Source organism: Pseudomonas sp. MC6 (assembly GCF_054790575.1).
In genome coordinates this window covers 4,734,632-4,752,626 of record NZ_CP186504.1, presented here as the reverse complement: position 1 = coordinate 4,752,626, position 17,995 = coordinate 4,734,632, and the positions used below count along the sequence as shown (strand labels likewise).

The 17,995-nt window shown below is 55.5% G+C and carries 16 protein-coding genes and 2 pseudogenes; 8 read left to right on the top strand and 10 right to left on the bottom strand.

Translation table 11 applies throughout. The annotated features are described in order from the left end of the window. Window positions 1–92 precede the first annotated feature (92 nt). Both ompR and ACOYXE_RS21235 read left to right on the top strand, forming a co-directional pair. Window positions 93–833, top strand: coding sequence for an osmolarity response regulator transcription factor OmpR (gene ompR, locus ACOYXE_RS21240; RefSeq protein WP_064388985.1), 741 nt, complete (start codon window positions 93–95; stop codon window positions 831–833). 113 nt (window positions 834–946) lie between these two features. Continuing rightward, a complete protein-coding gene (locus ACOYXE_RS21235) occupies window positions 947–2,260 on the top strand; it encodes an ATP-binding protein (protein ID WP_007917930.1) in 1,314 nt (437 codons plus the stop codon). Window positions 2,261–2,601: 341 nt separating this feature from the next. On the opposite strand, the gene rimK is transcribed toward ACOYXE_RS21235, so the two are convergent. Together rimK and rimB are read right to left on the bottom strand one after the other, a co-directional pair. Then, entirely contained in the window at window positions 2,602–3,507 is a 906-nt protein-coding gene (gene rimK, locus ACOYXE_RS21230; protein WP_460926553.1) for a 30S ribosomal protein S6--L-glutamate ligase, read from the bottom strand. After that, complete coding sequence (rimB, locus tag ACOYXE_RS21225) at window positions 3,504–3,983, bottom strand: retropepsin-like aspartic endopeptidase RimB (protein ID WP_007917936.1); 480 nt, start codon at window positions 3,981–3,983, stop codon at window positions 3,504–3,506. Before rimB ends, rimK begins: the two co-directional genes overlap by 4 nt. Before the next feature lie 218 nt (window positions 3,984–4,201). Between rimB and ACOYXE_RS21220 the strand changes: the two genes are divergently transcribed. Next, window positions 4,202–4,609 carry an RNA-binding S4 domain-containing protein gene (locus ACOYXE_RS21220; RefSeq protein WP_405122512.1) on the top strand — a complete coding sequence of 136 codons (408 nt, stop codon included), beginning with the start codon at window positions 4,202–4,204 and terminating at the stop codon, window positions 4,607–4,609. Between the two features lie 117 nt (window positions 4,610–4,726). On the opposite strand, the gene ACOYXE_RS21215 is transcribed toward ACOYXE_RS21220, so the two are convergent. Further along, a complete protein-coding gene (locus tag ACOYXE_RS21215; RefSeq protein ID WP_405122511.1) occupies window positions 4,727–5,527 on the bottom strand; it encodes a phosphatase PAP2 family protein in 801 nt (266 codons plus the stop codon). A 105-nt stretch (window positions 5,528–5,632) separates the two neighbouring features. Here ACOYXE_RS21215 and hslO point away from each other — a divergent pair, with 105 nt between their 5' ends. Further along, the gene (gene hslO, locus ACOYXE_RS21210) at window positions 5,633–6,535 is read left to right on the top strand and encodes an Hsp33 family molecular chaperone HslO (protein ID WP_160054753.1); all 903 of its coding nucleotides are present in this window, start codon (window positions 5,633–5,635) and stop codon (window positions 6,533–6,535) included. Window positions 6,536–6,716: 181 nt separating this feature from the next. After that, window positions 6,717–8,258 carry a phosphoenolpyruvate carboxykinase gene (locus tag ACOYXE_RS21205; RefSeq protein WP_007917942.1) on the top strand — a complete coding sequence of 514 codons (1,542 nt, stop codon included), beginning with the start codon at window positions 6,717–6,719 and terminating at the stop codon, window positions 8,256–8,258. A 58-nt stretch (window positions 8,259–8,316) separates the two neighbouring features. Here ACOYXE_RS21205 and ACOYXE_RS21200 read toward each other — a convergent pair whose 3' ends face one another. The 7 genes and pseudogenes from ACOYXE_RS21200 to ACOYXE_RS21170 form a co-directional block, all read right to left on the bottom strand. Next, the gene (locus ACOYXE_RS21200; RefSeq protein WP_460926552.1) at window positions 8,317–9,447 is read right to left on the bottom strand and encodes a DUF262 domain-containing protein; all 1,131 of its coding nucleotides are present in this window, start codon (window positions 9,445–9,447) and stop codon (window positions 8,317–8,319) included. Then, window positions 9,448–10,101 (bottom strand): hypothetical protein, encoded by a 654-nt coding sequence (locus ACOYXE_RS21195; protein ID WP_460926550.1) that lies wholly within the window; start codon window positions 10,099–10,101, stop codon window positions 9,448–9,450. It lies immediately after the preceding gene. A 151-nt stretch (window positions 10,102–10,252) separates the two neighbouring features. Next, window positions 10,253–10,744, bottom strand: a pseudogene (locus ACOYXE_RS21190) (helix-turn-helix domain-containing protein). Between the two features lie 167 nt (window positions 10,745–10,911). Beyond that, a pseudogene (locus ACOYXE_RS21185) lies at window positions 10,912–11,077 on the bottom strand (YhfG family protein). Window positions 11,078–11,254: 177 nt separating this feature from the next. Beyond that, the gene (locus ACOYXE_RS21180) at window positions 11,255–11,554 is read right to left on the bottom strand and encodes a hypothetical protein (protein WP_460926549.1); all 300 of its coding nucleotides are present in this window, start codon (window positions 11,552–11,554) and stop codon (window positions 11,255–11,257) included. Window positions 11,555–11,919: 365 nt separating this feature from the next. Beyond that, the gene (locus ACOYXE_RS21175) at window positions 11,920–13,062 is read right to left on the bottom strand and encodes a hypothetical protein (RefSeq protein WP_460929870.1); all 1,143 of its coding nucleotides are present in this window, start codon (window positions 13,060–13,062) and stop codon (window positions 11,920–11,922) included. A gap of 94 nt (window positions 13,063–13,156) precedes the next feature. Beyond that, window positions 13,157–13,432 carry a hypothetical protein gene (locus ACOYXE_RS21170; RefSeq protein ID WP_007917948.1) on the bottom strand — a complete coding sequence of 92 codons (276 nt, stop codon included), beginning with the start codon at window positions 13,430–13,432 and terminating at the stop codon, window positions 13,157–13,159. A 303-nt stretch (window positions 13,433–13,735) separates the two neighbouring features. On the opposite strand from ACOYXE_RS21170, the gene ACOYXE_RS21165 reads away from it, so the two are divergent. The 3 genes from ACOYXE_RS21165 (at window position 13,736) to ACOYXE_RS21155 (ending at window position 17,787) form a co-directional block, all read left to right on the top strand. Further along, entirely contained in the window at window positions 13,736–14,239 is a 504-nt protein-coding gene (locus ACOYXE_RS21165) for a polysaccharide deacetylase (protein ID WP_160054764.1), read from the top strand. Between the two features lie 180 nt (window positions 14,240–14,419). Next, window positions 14,420–16,348: a RecQ family ATP-dependent DNA helicase gene (locus ACOYXE_RS21160; RefSeq protein ID WP_460926547.1), complete on the top strand. Its 1,929-nt coding sequence runs from the start codon at window positions 14,420–14,422 to the stop codon at window positions 16,346–16,348. A gap of 212 nt (window positions 16,349–16,560) precedes the next feature. Beyond that, entirely contained in the window at window positions 16,561–17,787 is a 1,227-nt protein-coding gene (locus ACOYXE_RS21155; protein ID WP_460926546.1) for a 3-hydroxyacyl-CoA dehydrogenase, read from the top strand. Window positions 17,788–17,995 lie beyond the last annotated feature (208 nt).

Genomic DNA, 17,995 nt, shown 5'->3' with positions numbered 1-17,995 from the left:
TCTGGCAGTGAAGGAAAAATCTGCTAACAATGCACACGGTGCGTATAACGGCAGCTACGCCATAATGCGCGCCGAGCTAAAAGGAGCATCTAATGAGCAGCACTGCACAAACTGCTGAAGGCGAAAAAATTCTCATCGTTGACGACGATCCGGGGCTGAGCAGCCTGCTGGAACGTTTTTTCGTCAGCAAGGGCTACCGTGCCCGCACCGTACCGAACACCGAGCAGATGGATCGTCTGCTGTCGCGTGAGGTCTTCAATCTGGTCGTCCTCGACCTGATGCTGCCCGGCGAAGACGGTCTGACCGCTTGCCGCCGCCTGCGTGGCGCGAACAACCAGATTCCGATCATCATGCTCACCGCCAAGGGCGATGAGTTGAGCCGCATCAAGGGCCTGGAACTGGGCGCCGACGATTATCTGGCCAAGCCGTTCAACCCGGACGAGCTGATGGCCCGGGTCAAAGCCGTCCTGCGTCGTCAGGCCGCTCCGGTACCGGGCGCGCCGGGCAGTGAAGACGAAAACGTCACCTTCGGTGATTACGTGTTGTCGCTGGCCACCCGCGAACTGAAACGCGGCGACGAAGTGCACATGCTCACCACCGGTGAGTTTGCGGTACTCAAGGCGCTGGTGATGAACGCGCGTCAGCCGCTGACCCGCGACAAACTGATGAATCTGGCCCGTGGCCGCGAATGGGATGCACTCGAGCGTTCCATCGATGTGCAGATTTCCCGGCTGCGCCGCATGATCGAGCCTGATCCGTCGAAACCACGTTACATCCAGACTGTCTGGGGCGTGGGCTACGTGTTTGTACCGGATGGCGCCGCCACCAAGTGATCGGCGATTTGTAGGAGCGGGTCTGCAGGTTTTGGTCGAACGGCCATGCCCGCAGACTCGCAATCCGCAATATGCGAGCATTGCTCGCTCCTGCAAGTGTGTAGCGGTTATCGATGAAAACCCCTGTCTGGTTCCCTCAAAGTTTTTTCTCCCGCACCCTTTGGCTGGTGCTTATCGTCGTGCTGTTTTCCAAGGCGCTGACCCTGGTTTATCTGTTGATGAACGAGGACGTGCTGGTGGATCGCCAATACAGCCACGGCGTCGCCCTGACGCTGCGAGCCTATTGGGCTGCCGATGAAGAAAATCGCGCGAAGATCGCTGATGCCGCCACCCTGATCCGGGTCGTGGGCGCCGGTGTGCCGGAAGGCGAACAGCACTGGCCGTACAGCGAAATCTATCAGCGGCAGATGCAGGCGGAGTTGGGCGCCGACACCGAAGTACGCTTACGCATGCACTCGCCGCCGGCGTTATGGGTCCGCGCGCCGAGCCTCGGTGACGGCTGGCTGAAGGTGCCGCTGTATCCGCATCCTTTGCGCGGCCAGAAAATCTGGAACGTGCTCGGCTGGTTCCTCGCCATCGGCTTGTTGTCGACGGCGTCTGCATGGATTTTCGTCAGTCAGCTCAACCAACCCTTGAAGCGTCTGGTCTATGCCGCCCGGCAACTCGGTCAGGGTCGCAGCGTACGTCTGCCGATCAGCGATACGCCGAGCGAAATGACCGAGGTGTATCGCGCTTTTAACCAGATGGCCGAAGACGTCGAGCAGGCCGGACGCGAGCGTGAGTTGATGTTGGCCGGCGTGTCCCACGACTTGCGCACACCGCTGACCCGTTTGCGGCTGTCGCTGGAATTGATGGGCGATCGCAACGACCTGACTGACGACATGGTGCGCGACATTGAAGACATGGACGCGATTCTCGACCAGTTCCTTGCGTTCATCCGCGATGGTCGTGACGAGTCGGTAGAAGAGGTGGATCTGACTGATCTGGTGCGCGAGGTCGCGGCGCCGTACAACCAGAATGAAGAGAAAGTGCGTTTGCGTCTGGAGCCGATCCAGCCGTTTCCGCTGCGTCGGGTATCGATGAAACGCTTGCTGAACAACCTGATCGGCAACGCCTTGAACCATGCTGGCGGTCACGTTGAAGTCGCGGCTTACGTGTCCGGTGACGTCAGTGCGCCGTATGTGGTGCTGAGTGTGATGGACCGTGGTGCGGGGATCGACCCTTCGGAGTTGGAGGCGATCTTCAACCCGTTTACCCGTGGCGATCGTGCCCGCGGCGGCAAGGGTACAGGGTTGGGTTTGGCGATCGTGAAGCGGATTGCTTCGATGCATGGCGGCAATGTTGAACTGCGTAACCGGTCCGGGGGAGGGCTGGAGGCGCGGGTGAGATTGCCGCTGGGGTTGATGTTACCAAGAGACGCCGTCTAACCCCCAAAAACCCCTCACCCCAGCCCTCTCCCGGAGGGAGAGGGAGCTGACCGAGGTGTCTGGGGTCATACGTCGACCTGAAAATCCGAGTCGATTATGGATTCGGCACAGCAAGATCAGGTCGGCGTATCTCTTAATCGTCCCTCAATCTGCTCCCTCTCCCAGAGGGGGCAGACCGAGGTGTCTTGCGTCATACATCGACCTGAAAGACTGGGGCGATTGTGGATTCGGCACAGCAGGATCAGGTCGGCGTAGTTCTCCAATATCCCCCAATCAGTCCCCTCTCCCTTCGGGAGAGGGTTAGGGTGAGGGGCTGTTGCTCTTAGCTCTAGCTCTTCGCTCTAGCCCTTGCCTTTGGTGCGGGTCATATTCGGCCCGCCATTCTTCTCAAGATGCTCAATGATGATCCCCGCCACATTTTTGCCGGTGGTGGTCTCGATCCCTTCCAGCCCTGGCGAGGAGTTCACTTCCATCACCAAGGGCCCGTGATTGGAACGCAGGATATCCACCCCCGCCACCGCCAGGCCCATGACCTTAGCGGCGCGCAACGCGGTCATGCGTTCTTCCGGGGTTATCTTGATCAGGCTGGCGCTGCCGCCGCGATGCAGATTTGAACGGAACTCACCCGGTTTGGTCTGGCGCTTCATTGCCGCGATGACTTTGTCACCGACCACGAAGCAGCGAATATCCGCGCCGCCGGCTTCCTTGATGTATTCCTGAACCATGATGTTCTGCTTCAGGCCCATGAACGCTTCGATCACCGACTCTGCCGCCGTGGCGGTTTCGCACAACACCACGCCGATGCCCTGGGTGCCTTCCAGCACTTTGATCACCAGCGGCGCGCCGTTGACCATGTCGATCAAATCGGGAATGTCGTCCGGCGAGTGAGCAAACCCGGTCACCGGCAAACCGATGCCGCGACGCGACAGCAGTTGCAACGAGCGCAACTTGTCCCGCGAACGGGCGATGGCCACCGATTCGTTGAGCGGAAAAACCCCCATCATTTCGAACTGGCGCAACACGGCACAACCATAAAACGTCACCGACGCGCCGATCCGCGGGATCACCGCATCGAAGCCTTCCAGCGGTTTGCCGCGATAGTGAATCTGCGGCTTGTGGCTGGCGATGTTCATGTAGGCGCGCAAGGTGTCGATCACTACCATTTCATGCCCGCGCTCGGTTCCGGCTTCGACCAGACGACGGGTGGAATACAGACGCGGGTTCCGCGACAGCACAGCGATCTTCATGCAACACCTGTGGAGGAGGTAGATACCGGGAACACCGGCTTGTCTTGTACATATTTGATGCCCGGATTGACCACCAACTGGCCATCGATCAGGGCTTTGGATCCGAGTAACAAGCGATAGCGCATGGACTTGCGGCAGGCGAGGGTGAACTCGACCGGCCACACTCGATCTCCAAGGGCCAGAGTGGTGCTGATCACGTAGCGCACCTGCGCATGGCCGTTGGAGCTTTTGATGGTTTTGCGTGTTACCAGGGGGGCTTCGCAGCGGCGATGACGCAGCTGCACCACAGTGCCCAGGTGCGCGGTGAAACGCACCCACTTTTCACCGTCACGCTCGAACGGTTCGATGTCGGTGGCATGCAGGCTGGAGGTGCTGGCACCGGTGTCGATTTTCGCTCGCAGGCCCGCGACTCCCAAATCCGGAAGCGCCACCCACTCGCGCAGACCGACAACGGTCAAATGGTCAAATGTCTTCAAAAAAATGCTCAACCGTGACAACCGCTTCAGCCCGCACGAGGCCGGATTCGCGGTATTCACGCAGAATAAGGGTTAAAAGGCGACAGATTTCTACAGCCCGGATTTCCGGCCCCTGAAGCAGGCGCCGAAACGCGAGCATTGTAATCCGGGACGCGGTCATTCATGACATGAGTGAAACGGTAGTACAGTTCATCAATATTTCAGAATGAGGAAATGCCATGGCACAAAAAAGCGAAGAGGACGACAAGGTCCGTCTCGACAAGTGGCTGTGGGCCGCGCGTTTTTACAAAACCCGTGCCTTGGCCAAAGCAGCGATCGAGAGTGGCAAGGTGCATTGTCGCGGCGAGCGCTGCAAGCCTGGCAAAGAGCCACGCATTGGCGATGAGTTCGAGATTCGTACCGGGTTTGAAGTGCGTACGGTGAAGGTCGAGGCGTTGTCGATTGTTCGACGGGGCGCTCCCGAAGCGCAGGCGTTGTACGCGGAGACCGAAGTGAGTATTGCCAAACGTGAAGCGGCTGCGGCGATGCGCAAGGCGGGCGCGTTGGGCGTGAGCACCGACGGCAAGCCGAGCAAGAAGCAGCGGCGGGATCTGTTCAAGTTCCGGGGTAGCAGTAACGACGAGTAAGCGCTTTGTTGATGCTGGCCTCTTCGCGAGCAGGCTCCCACAGGGGATTGCATTCCAATGTGGGAGCGAGCCTGCTCGCGAATCGAGAGCGCAGCCCTCGCTGAAGACAGCTCGGTATCAGGCGCTACGCACCACACTCATCCGCGAAAGCAGCGGCAACTTGCCGAGCAATGCAAAGATCGGCGCCGTTACCCTCAGCCAGAAGTTCGAGGCGTGATAGGCAAACGGCGTGTAGTAACCCCAGCCCAACGCCCATACCGCCAGCAATACACCACCGATGTAATCGTCCTGACCCCAATGCGCACCGGCCACCAGGCGCGGCAGCATGAACAACAGCGCCAGGCCCCAGGTCGTCACGAACTGGCCGGCCGTGCGGCTGAACACGCCCATGAACAGCGCCCAGATCAACAACACCGAAGCGTGGTCACCGGGAAAGCTCTGGCTCGAGCGATCCTTCACTTCCCAGGTTTTTTCCAGATTCGGGAAGTAATCGCTGATGTGCACGGCGCCCTCAAGCATCATCGACGGGCTGCTGTGCTGCCAATCCATATGGTCGGCGAACTTGGAAAACAGTGCGCGAATCACCACCATCAATAGCAGGATCGAAAGAAAACCGAAAAAAGCCCGGCGCACGTCAATCGCCTTGAACACCCAGTCGCCCTTGATCAGCAGCGTCAGCAGGATCAAGCCAACGACGATGTCGAACGGACGCATACTTGCAATTGCCCAGATGTGGAGCCATATGGGGTTGCTGGCCAGCGGTGCATTGAGTGAGCGAAACAGCCACTCGTCGAAAATCACACACAGCGCGTTGCCCGTAGGCCATAACCAGAAAGCCAGTAGCGCCAACGGCACTACGTTGCACAGAACCAGCCGGCCGAGGTTCCACCTAGATTGGAACAAACCCGGATTGTTCATAAAATGCCTCCCATGGCAGAGCAGTCGGCACCAAAAAGAGTGCCAAGAAGTGCAAATTTTCACGTCTTGTAACCATTTTGTCACCACATTCAGATACCCAAAATTATGACCGACCTACCGGATACCGATTTCACCCAACGTTTCATCTTTGATGACAGCGACACACGCGGCGAACTGGTTGCACTTGAGCGCAGCTACGCCGAAGTCCTCGCCAAACATCCGTACCCGGAGCCGGTGGCACAACTGCTCGGCGAATTGATGGCGGCGGCCGCGTTGCTGGTGGGCACCTTGAAGTTCGATGGCTTGCTGATTCTGCAGGCGCGTTCCGAAGGCCCGATCCCGATGCTGATGATCGAGTGCTCCAGCGAGCGTGAGATCCGTGGCCTGGCGCGTTATCACGCCGAGCAGATCGCGGCGGACGCGACCCTCGCCGACCTGATGCCGAACGGCGTTCTGGCCCTGACCGTCGACCCGACTGTCGGCCAGCGTTATCAGGGTATCGTCGACCTCGACGGTGAAACCCTGTCCGACTGTTTCACCAACTATTTCGTCATGTCGCAACAGGTCGGCACTCGCTTCAAGCTATTTGCCGACGGCCGTCGCGCCCGTGGCCTGCTGCTGCAGCAATTGCCGGCTGACCGTCTGAAAGACGAAGAAGATCGCGCCGCCAGCTGGCAGCACATCACCGCGCTGGCCACCACCCTGACCGCCGATGAATTGCTCAGCCTGGACAACGAAACCGTCCTCCATCGCCTCTACCATGAAGAGCAGGTTCGTCTGTTCGATGTGCAGAAACTGCGCTTTCGTTGCAGCTGCTCGCGGGAACGCTCCGGCAATGCGTTGGTCAGTCTCGGTCTGGAAGATGCGCAGCAATTGGTGGTCGAACATGGTGGCAACATCGAGGTTGATTGCCAGTTCTGTAACGAGCGCTACCTGTTCGATGCCACGGATGTTGCTCAATTGTTCGCTGGCGCAGGCGTCGACACGCCGTCAGATACCCGGCACTAAAACGGTTCAGCGCAGGTAAATTCACTGCGTAACGACGGAATATCGCCGTTACGACGGGAGGACCCTACTCTTTTTGGGCTTTTCTGGCATAATCCGGCCCACTTTTTTCGCGGTAGTAGTGCACGACTTTCTACTACAAAACGTTTGGAGCACACTCGGCCACTGGCCGACGGGGAACCTCATGACGCAAGCCAATAACGCCGTGTACACCGATCTGAGTGTTGATGATCTGGTAAAAGAAGCCCTGAACCGCGGTGAGGGCGAGCTTGCCGATACCGGCGCGCTGGTTGTTCGCACGGGTCACCGCACCGGTCGTTCGCCTGTTGACCGTTTCATCGTTGAAGAGCCTTCCACCCAGGCCGCTATTGCCTGGGGCCCGATCAACCGCAAGTTCCCGGCCGACAAGTTCGACGCGCTGTGGGCTCGCGTAGAAGCATTCAACAACGCGCAAGAGCACTTTGTGTCCCACGTGCATGTAGGCGCGGCGGAAGATCACTACCTGGCCGTGAAAATGACCACCCAGACTGCCTGGCAGAATCTGTTCGGTCGTTGCCTGTTCATCAACCCGGCCCAGTACAACCCGGCCGGTCGTGAAGAGTGGCAAGTGCTCAACGTCGCCAACTTCGAGTGCGTGCCTGAGCGTGATGGCACCAACTCCGACGGTTGCGTGATCCTCAACTTCGCACAGAAGAAAGTGCTGATCGCTGGCATGCGTTACGCCGGTGAGATGAAGAAAGCCATGTTCTCCGTGCAGAACTTCCTGCTGCCGGCCGCTGACGTGCTGCCAATGCACTGCGCTGCCAACATCGGCGAAGAAGGCGACGTGACCCTGTTCTTCGGTCTGTCGGGCACCGGTAAAACCACCCTGTCGGCTGATGAAAGCCGTTACCTGATCGGTGACGACGAACACGGCTGGGGTGAAGGCGTGGTGTTCAACATCGAAGGCGGTTGCTATGCCAAGTGCATCGACCTCTCCGAGAAGAACGAGCCGGTTATCTGGAAAGCCATCAAGCACGGCGCTGTGCTGGAAAACGTCGTTATCGACGACGCCAAGCACGCCGACTACGCCGATGTCAGCCTGACCCAGAACAGCCGCGCCGCGTACCCGCTGGAGCACGTTGCCAAGCGTTCCGAGCACAACCTCGGTGGCGAGCCAAACGCGGTGATCTTCCTGACTTGCGACCTGACCGGCGTACTGCCGCCAGTGTCGATCCTCAACGAAGAACAAGCGGCCTACCACTTCCTGTCCGGCTACACCGCACTGGTGGGCTCGACTGAAATGGGTTCCGGCAGCGGCATCAAGTCGACTTTCTCCACCTGCTTCGGCGCACCGTTCTTCCCGCGCCCGGCTGGCGAATACGCAGAGCTGCTGATCAAGCGCATCCGCGGCTTCGGTTCGAAGGTTTACCTGGTCAACACCGGCTGGACTGGCGGTGGCTACGGCGTCGGCAAACGCTTCAACATCCCGACCACCCGCGCGGTGATCGCCGCGATCCAGAGCGGCGCGCTGATCGGTGCAGCCACCGAACACCTCGACACCATCAACCTCGACGTGCCACTGGCCGTACCGGGCGTTGAAACCAACCTGCTCAACCCACGCAACACCTGGGCTGACAAGGCTGCGTACGACGAGGCCGCGAAAGCACTGGCCGGTCTGTTCATCGAGAACTTCAAGAAGTTCGAAGTGAGCGACGCGATCAAGGCTGCTGGGCCGAAGTTGTAAGATCTGTCGTCAATGAAGAAGCCGCCCCTTGAGGCGGCTTTTTTGTGGGTATGAAATATTATTTGATAAATGCTGTTTCTATTATTTTTTCTACAAAATTAGCTCGTTGTACTCTAGGTCCTTTGTCGTTCACGGCAACTCTAGAGTTTTGAAAGAATAAACTCGTTTCCGAATCAATAATGAACCCTTTTCCAGCCGCAGTTAACGCAACTTTATCTCCTTCGTCGAGAAGGAAGTATCGATACTTATGATCCACGGATAATAGTTCTTCACGTAGCGCATTCGCATCAACTTGGTCTAAATCATATTTATATAGCTCGATGATGAGGGTGAATAAATTGGTTTTATTCAACCAGGTTGTACTTTTTGGTAGGTCCAGTTCTCTTATGAAGCGAATAACAGCCGTGAGTTGAGGTTCAATTTCTTCGGCTTGACTGAAGTTGTCATTAAACGCTTCAACCAACTCTTCAACATTGTTGTTTCTTTGGAAATACTCTTCGCCGACAATTGTTGCTAAAATTACTAGGAAATATTGGAGATCAGTCATTCGTGACGTATTGGAGTCGGAAAATATTGGTTCTTTTCCGAAAAAGAATTTCTGTATTTCATCTATATTGTCTGGGCTTAATTTGTATGTGGTTTCAGAGTTGTCGTAGTCCTTGTCCAATAACTGCTTGGCAAAGCAGACAAATTCACTATCTCCCCACTGCGCATTGAAACGCTCAATTTTATTAAGAGCGTAATCAGTTTTGTTTATTCTCTGAAAAATTTCTTTGGTCTGTTCTTCGGAAGAGTTTTTTAAATATCGAACAGATACTTCGTAATTCAAGAATGCAGCTTTTTCTGTGGCCGATAATTCGTTGAATTTTTTTATGGTGATTTTGCTTTCAGCAAAAACGTCTGTTCCTTCAATGTAATCCTTTATTGCGGAAAGTCTTTGTTGTCCATCTACAACTTTTTCAGTCAGTGTGATGCTTTCAGAGTCTAGTTCGCCTGGAGCAATATATATTTCTGGAAATGGATAGTTAAGTAATATGGTTTCAATGAATTTGAATTTGTGAATTTTCTTCCAGACTAGCTTTCTTTGAAAGTCCGGTCTTACATCAAGGCTTTTTGAACGAAGCTTGTTGTAGAGTTCAATTATTTTGACATTGTTTGCTGGAATGCTGTCTGCGAGGCGGGCGCTCATTTATATCTCCAATTTCTTAATTTTGCTTTGTATAGTTTCAAGATGGTCGGTTTGATAGTTTTTGAGATATTTCCAATCTCGATAAAGCCCGATCGAAATCTTGCGATTCAACGAAGTGCGCCACCGTCCCAGTGTTTCCTTCCAAGGTGGGTCAAAGTTAGCTGGTAACATATCAGGACGATACCAACCTTTCGCATAGTAATAGAAAAAACTATCATGGAGTTTAGGTTTTTCTGGACTATGGATTGAATAATAGTTGTTAACCTGCCAGTTTTCTGCAATCCAAGATTTATCGTAATGTCTAGTGAATTTGTATAATTTTTCTGATAGGTCGTCGAATAAGGCTTGTGAAACTATAGCTATGTCTATATCTGATCGATCTTTTCTCATTTTGCTAGCTTTGAATTTCTCATCAAACTCTAGGAATTGCCTGGTTTTTATTGAGAATCCAATTTTCGCGGAGCCTACAAGAACAGTGTCGCGTATATTGATATTCAATTCTCGTGAAAGTTCTTTTCTAAGTTCGTATTCTTTTTCTGGTGCATTCATGAGGGAGTTGAAGAAATAGCTGTCGCCCTCAATAATGTGTTGCTGAAATATGATCTCCATATCTTTTTCATCTATCAAATCCTGTTTTAGTTTCGCTGACAGCATGCTTATTGCTCTCCAGTTTTTATGTCGTGGCACTGGAAGTTTAAAATTTATGTGCGAGTCTTCAGGCTATACCTTGAGAAGGCTCCTTGCCAGTGCCCGTGTATCTTTTACCTAAATATTTCTATTCACAGTCTGCAAACAGCAATCAGCGTCATTCTTCACCGGTTTGGATACTGGCCTTTTTCTTGTTCAAAAGGCTGGAGAGTGAGTGTGTGTTGAATGGGAAGTCAGCCGGAATTTTCGTGGTAGTGGCGGCATCGATAACGTTTCAAGTCTCGACGTGTTCGGATGCGCCCTTTTTTGCCGCACTGACTGCTCGTACTCGCTGGGGCTTTTTCGCTGCGGATCGTGTTGCAGGCATTAACTGCGCATCCTGCAATTGGCGACCCATTTCATCGGCTGCAGCCAGTTTGCTCAGGTCCTTTTCCAGCCCCAGCACTTGCATGACCGACAAGTAGGCCCCGATGGTTACGCCTGAGCCTCCGGACTCCAGATGGCGCAAGGTTGTCAGCGACATGCCTGATCTTTCGGCGACCTGCTTGGCCGTCAATTTGCGGCGTAGGCGAGCTAGCTTCAGTCGCTCACCAAGGTCGACTAAAAGTCGAGCAGTGGAGGGCAAGAGCGGCGCTGTTTTCTTGGCCATGTGGCAGTATTCCTTCATTTTTAAACCTTAACTGCCAGAATAATAGCACTTAAGTTGAAGGGCGCTGTTTGCCGCCAGACCCGCGAAAAACGAAGTTAAGTGGCATTATTCCATCTGTTTTTGGTTTTTATAGCTAGAATACTGCCACGTAAACGTTAGCGCTTGCTCTAGTCAGCCGGTTTTTGCCGGTACTTTTCGACAACCTCCATGCGTGAAGGAAAGTGGCTTTTCAGCATCGGCAGGGGTGGTTTCAAAACCTTCAATGCGTAGGCTGGCCAAATAGTTTGATCGGCGAACCTTGTCGTAATGGGCCTGCTTTTGCTGAAACGTCAAAACGCTCGTATCAGCATTCGAGTCTGAATCGCGATGCTTTTTGCGTAAGATCTCGTCCATTTCGATAACGCTTTCCATCAGCTCATCAAAGAATTTGCTCATGGTTGCTCCCATGTTTGATTACCGTTTTTTTGATCGCTCTCACAGAGTGCATAAGAGCGATACGATCACTCGATTTCAGGCTGGAGCCTTCCAGTTGAGCATCTGCTGCTGTGCGACTTGCAGCAGATCACAGCCATCCTGCGTCAGCAGATAGAGGGCGTGGGTGATGTGGGGGATGTCTTCGACGTCGGCTTGTCTGAAGTTGAGACAGTAGAGGGTGCGTAGCAGGTCGCTTGAAGCGCGCAGGCGCTGAACGGCGCATTCGAGGATGTCTTGCGGGTTGGCCGTTGTGTCGATGATCAGGGGCTTGGTGTCGGTGAGGTTTGATTCGAGTGGGCGGTAGCGATCAGGGGTAAGCGGATTCCATGCTTTCATTGTTCTTCTCTCTATAGGCGTTCCAATAGCCGCCGCCATCATGACCAAACGATGGGAGGCGACTGTGTTCGGGTTGGTCAACCAGAGAGAGAGAACTCCGTGTACGCCGAAGCGTCCCAAACACAGCCGCCATAAAGCATGCCGCACAATAGATGGCGGCAAGCATACAAGGGCATGCGTAGTTTCTCTCTCTCAATTTCAGGTGACCAAACCCGAGTCGCTGATTTGGCAGCGACAGTCACGACTATAGATTTGACTTACCAAGCCGCGATAGGCGGCAACGGAGTCTAGGTTTGTAGGAACTGGACGAATAGCGGATAGGCTATTGCTGTAGGTTTTTTCGTCCGCTCACACCCCCAGCGCCATCAACCAATAATCCGATACTCCGCAACGTTTAACAGGCTCGTCGTCAGCCCCGTTGCCGGCGCGTAGATCGAACCCTTCACCGCCGAGAACGGCACGCCTTTGCTGCCTAGCGAAACATAGCGCTCACCTTTATCCAGTTCGGTGAAGTAGGTGTAGGAAATGCTGTGCATCCGCTTGTAGCGCGCTTCGTCGGCGACGATGGCGCCTGTCAGGCGCAGGAGGTCGGCTTCGCTCAGGTTCAGGGTTTTGTTCAGTTGTACGCCCCAGCGCTTTAGGCAGGTTTCGGCGAGGTGGCGGACGATGCGGCCAGGTTCGACCAGCGCTTTCAGGTCGCCGCTGTTGGTGGGTACGCCGCCGGCGGCGGTGGCGTTGCCGGCCATGGTCGCGTGGCGGCCGGCCATCGGGTAGACGCAGGTTTTGGTGCCGGTGGCGGTTTGCGGAATGACACAACTGAAACCTTTGGAGCGTTCATCGCGGGCATAGAAGGCGACATATTCTTTGACGTTGGCGCCAAGTTTGACGCGCGCATCCTGGAAGTTGCCGATTCCTGGTACCGGATCAAGGGCAAATATATTCACCGGGATATTATTCAGTTCGCGATCATTGAGCATCGCATTGGCCAGCATATGGCAACTTACACCCCCTCGGCTCCAGCCCACCAGATTGACCTGAGTGGGAATAACGCCATCCTTGCGAAATGTCTTGATGATCTGCTCCTGTAACTTTTGTTGGGTCACGCTGCGATCACCGTAGTTATATTTACGCCAGAACCACGAACCCTCGACTTTTACATCTTCAATGGGAATGCCGGCGGCTTTGAGGCGGTTGTATTCGGCCTCGGTCAGTTGCTGGCGCTGCCAGTCACATTTGCCCTTGATGACATTTAGGGCATGCTGCACGTTTTCCTCCCAGCCTTTGCCGAACAGTGTGCCGGTAAGGCCGTACTCCTTGGTTTTTGTGAACAGATCGTCAGCTTGCAGGTTGCCGCTGCCGGGTCCGTCGACGACGATCCATTCGGCGAACTCGCGGCCGGTATGATTGGAAGCCAGCGTGGAAACCAATTCGCCGTCCCAGAAGTTTTCATGGGTGGTATCGAACTTGTTGGAACCCGTACCGCAAAAAAATATGGTTAAAACTGTCATGGTGTTGCTCTCGTTTAGTTGTAAGAGCGAACAAGTTAGTGCGGGTTTCATATATAAATAAAGAGTTCTGGTGTTTCCGAGTTTGTAGCAAATTTTAGTTATATGTTGTTTGTGGTGGTTTTTGTTTGGCAACTTCGAGCAAGTCGCAACCATCCTGTACCAGTAAATAAAGCGCGTTGACGATGTTAGGAATATCTTTCACATCAGCCTGTTTGAAACATAAGCAGTAGAGCGTTTCCAGCAAATCACCGGCCGCGCGTAAACGCTGATCGGCGGCATTGATCAGGTCGGTCTGGCTGGAGTGGCTGTCGATAAGCAGTACCGGGTTTTCGCTGTAGCAAGTCTTGAGTGGGCGATAGCGGTTGATCATGGTGAGGCGTGTCCTGTTCGAAGGCGCTGGGGCGGGCCGGTGCAGTGTATGCAGCCGCGGCGGCCACTATAGAAGGGCGTTTCTCTGTGGGACAAGACAGCCGCAATGGACAGTATTCGTAGGGGTTTTTCCGTGTTTTGAGGAAATGCCCTACGTGTTTTCGCAGCTTTTTCAGGCCAAAACCCTTAGGCGTAATAATTCCTACGTGATTGTCAGGCGATTCGCGGTAAACCGCTGTATCGTGCGCGCCAGAATCTGTAGGGCGTTTCCAAACGTCTGACACGCGCTTAAAGGGAATTAGGTATGCACTGGCTACGAATGGCCGCAGTTTTATTGCTCGGGCTGGGCACTTGCCGTTTGGCCTTGGCCTCGGACGTTGGCAATGCGTGGGTGCTGGATCGCCTCGATCGCACCGATTGGCCGGAGGCACTGATCAGCCAGGCGAGCTTGGACACGGCGTCGCGCGGTGAAGTGTTGATGTTCGCCAAAGCACTTTTGGCCAGTGAAGCGCTGGATGAAGAGGGGCTTGAGCAGCGACTCGGGGTGCCGCACGTGCAACTGAAATCGATTCGCCATGTACGCGACGGTATCTGGGAGGGGTTGCTGAGCACCTATCGCAACGCCAGTCAGAACTGTGATGAGCAACTGTTCTGTCCGCGTGTGCGCAGCGTCGCTGATCTGCGTCAGTTGGCGGCAGCGTTCACTGGCGACATCAGTCCGGCGCATGCGCTGTGGGCGAGCAAGAGCCAAGGTGTGCATGAGCAGATGCTGAATGAGCAGTTGCGGGTGGCGGTTTTGCGTCCCTGAACTTCAGGATTTTGTGTTGTTCTGAGCGGCCTCTTCGCGAGCAGGCTCGCTCCCACAGGGACCGTGGTGTTCAAGTAATCGCTGTATCATTCCGAATCGATTTGGCCCCGACCTTTTCTCGACTCGCTGCGATCGCCCGCTAGGCTGTTGGCATGGCAGCAGTCAATGGAGTGACAGCGAATGCACAACACCCTGGAACAGGTTTTTGGTTTTCCACAGTTTCGACCCGGTCAAGAAACCGCGATCAGCGCGGTACTGGCCGGGCGCTCGGCAGCGGCGATTTTCCCCACCGGTTCCGGCAAGTCGATTTGTTATCAATTGCCGGCGCTGATGCTGCCGCACCTGACGTTGGTGGTGTCGCCGTTGCTGGCGCTGATTCAGGATCAGTTGGCCTTCTTGCAGCGACACGGTATTTCGGCCGGCAGCATCGATTCGGCGCAGAGCCGCGATGATGCCAATGACGTGATGGCCCGCGCCCGTTCGGGTGAATTGAAGATTTTGATGATCTCGGTGGAGCGCTTGAAGAACGAGCGTTTCCGCAACTTTCTGCAGCAGGTGCCGATCTCGCTGCTGGTGGTGGACGAGGCGCATTGCATCTCGGAATGGGGCCACAACTTCCGGCCCGATTATCTCAAGCTGCCGGACTATCAGCGCCAGTTCAACATCCCGCAAACTTTGCTCCTGACGGCCACCGCAACGCCGAAAGTCATCGCCGACATGCAGGCCAAATTCGCTATCGCCGCTGACGATGTGGTGACCACCGGTTTCTATCGGCCAAACCTCAATCTGCTGGTGGAACCGGTACGTGGTCAGGACAAGCGCCGGCGTCTGGTCGAGTGGATGACCGAGCGTGCGGGGCAGCCGAGTATCGTCTACGTGACCTTGCAGAAAACTGCTGAGCACATCGCCGAGCACCTTGAGCGCAACGGCATTCAGGCCGAGGCCTATCACGCCGGTTTAGCCCACGACAAACGCGAAGCGATCCAGAAACGCTTCATGGCCGGGCAGTCCAATTGCATCGTCGCGACCATCGCATTCGGCATGGGCATCGACAAGAGTGACATCCGCAATGTCGTGCACTTCGACCTGCCCAAATCCATCGAAAACTACAGTCAGGAAATCGGCCGCGCCGGCCGTGACGGGCAGCCGTCGGATTGTCTGGTATTGGCCAATCGCGACAGTCTCAATGTGCTGGAAAACTTCGTCTACGGCGATACGCCGGAGCGCGACGGCATTCGCTATGTACTCGATGAGCTAAAGGCCTCGGTACCGGAAGGACAATGGGAGTTTCTGCTCGGTCCACTGGCGGATCAGAGCAACATTCGCGCACTGCCGCTGAAGACCTTGCTGGTACAACTGGAACTGCGCGGTTTGATCGCGCCGCGCTACGCCTATTACGCCGAATACCGTTTCAAATACCTGCTGGAACCCGAAGCGCTGCTTGAGCGCTTCGACGGTGAGCGCAGGGATTTTGTCGGCGCGATCATTCAAACCTCGCCTCGTGCGCGCACTTGGGCCACGGTGAATTTCGAGGCGATGTACTCGCAGTATTCCGCTGAGCGCAATCGGGTAGTGAAGGCGCTGGATTACTTCCAGGAAAAGGGCTGGGTCGAACTGGAAAGCAAGCAGATGACCGAGGTCTACAGCCTGCTGAATAGTGACTTTGACAGCGATGCCCTGAGCGTCGAGCTGCATGAATATTTCACCCGGCATGAGCAGGCCGAAGTGGCGCGCATCCACGCGATGCTTGAGGTTTTTGCCACCGAGCGTTGTCTGGGTTATCGCCTGGCCGAGTATTTCGGGGATCGCAATGCGCCTGAGCGGTGTGGGCATTGCTCGGTGTGTCATGGCCAGGTTGCACGGTTGCCGGCACCACCGGAGTTGCCAGCGCTTGTGGATAAAAACTTCGCGGCGCTGTGTGGTGATTTTATCCACAGGCATGAGCAGCACACCGGGGTGATTCCGTCGGCGGAGCGGGTGACGCGTTTCCTGTGCGGGATCAGCGTGCCGTTGTTCACCAAGCTCAAGGCGCGAGCGATTCCCGGGTTTGCGGCGTTGGAGGAATATCCCTACGGCGAAGTCCGCAGTTGGGCGCAAGAGCACCTCTGATCGTTGTAGGAGCTGCCGAAGGCTGCGATCTTTTGCTCTTGAAAAAGTCAGCATCAAAAGATCGCAGCCTTCGGCAGCTCCTACATCAAGTGTCATCAAGGCGGGGCTGTATCCATCCGCTGAATGTCGATCATCACGGTAATAAACTTCAAAAAACGTCGCTGGCTGACTATGGTTGAGGTCTGTCTTTGGATCGCCAACAAGAGAACAACATGAGCCAGATATCCTTCGATATTCAGCAGGCCGCCGTGATCGGTGCGGGCACCATGGGCCGTGGCATTGTCATGTGCCTGGCCAATGCCGGGGTGAGCGTGCAGTGGGTGGATAACAATCCACAGATGCTTGAGCAGGCGCTCGCCACCGTGGCCGATACTTATGCACACAACGTTCGCCAAGGCCGGATTGATCAGGCCGAGGCGGATGCGCGTATCGCACGGGTCAGTGCGGCGGCGGATTACGCGGCGATTCGCAATGTCGATCTGGTGATCGAGGCGGTGTACGAAAATCTTGAGCTGAAGCAGAAGATCTTTCGTGAGCTGGATGGTTTGCTCAAGCCTGAGGCGCTGTTGGCGAGTAATACCTCGGCGCTGGACATCGATGCGATTGCTGCTGCGACCCGGCGCCCGGAGCAAGTGTTGGGGCTGCATTTCTTCAGCCCGGCGCACATCATGAAACTGCTGGAAATCGTGCGCGGTGCGCAGACTTCGGCGGCGGTGCTGGAAGCGGCGCTGGCTCTGGGCAAGCGCATGGGCAAGGTCAGTGTGGTGTCGGGCAACTGTCACGGTTTTATCGGCAACCGCATGCTGCATCCGTATGTGCTGGAGGCGCGCAAGATGTTGCTCGAAGGCGCTTATCCACAGCAGGTCGACGCAGCGCTGCAAGGTTTCGGTTTTGCCATGGGGCCGTTCCGCATGTACGACGTAGTCGGCATCGATCTGGAGTGGCGTGCACGCGAGTTGGCCGGCAAGGGGCAGGATGCGCCGGAGGTTCAGGTAGATAACCGTTTGTGCGAGATGGGCCGGTTCGGCCAGAAGTCCGGCAACGGTTATTACCATTACGAACCGGGCAGTCGTCAGGCTGAGCACGATCCTGAGGTCGATGCGCTGGTGTTGCAGGTCAGCGAAGGGCTGGGCTTCCAGCGCCGTGAGATTGGTCCGGAGGAGATTCTGGAGCGCAGTTTGCTGGCGTTGGTCAATGAAGGCGCGAAGATTTTGCAGGAAGGCATTGCCGAGTCTGCGCATGACATCGATCTGGTGTATCTGAATGGCTACGGCTTCCCGGCGGACAAGGGCGGGCCGATGGCCTGGGCGGATCAGCAAGGGCTCGCGGTTATTCATCAGCGTTTACTGGCGCTGGAGACGCGGCAGGGCGATCAGTGGAAACCGGCGCGGTTGATTGGTGAGTTGGCGGCGCAAGGGAAGGGGTTTGCTCAAGCTTAGTGTTACGGCGAAAATCTATCCCCCTCACCCCAGCCCTCTCCCCCAAGGGGGCGAGGGGGAAAGGGAGCCGATTTTCGTGTGTTTCAGAATTTGAGTTCGAATCGAAAGCCTCAGGTCGGTGTATGTCGAGAGAACACCTCGGTCAGTCCCCTCTCCCTCTGGGAGAGGGCTAGGGTGAGGGCTAGCGGCCTCACTGAAAAACAGGAGA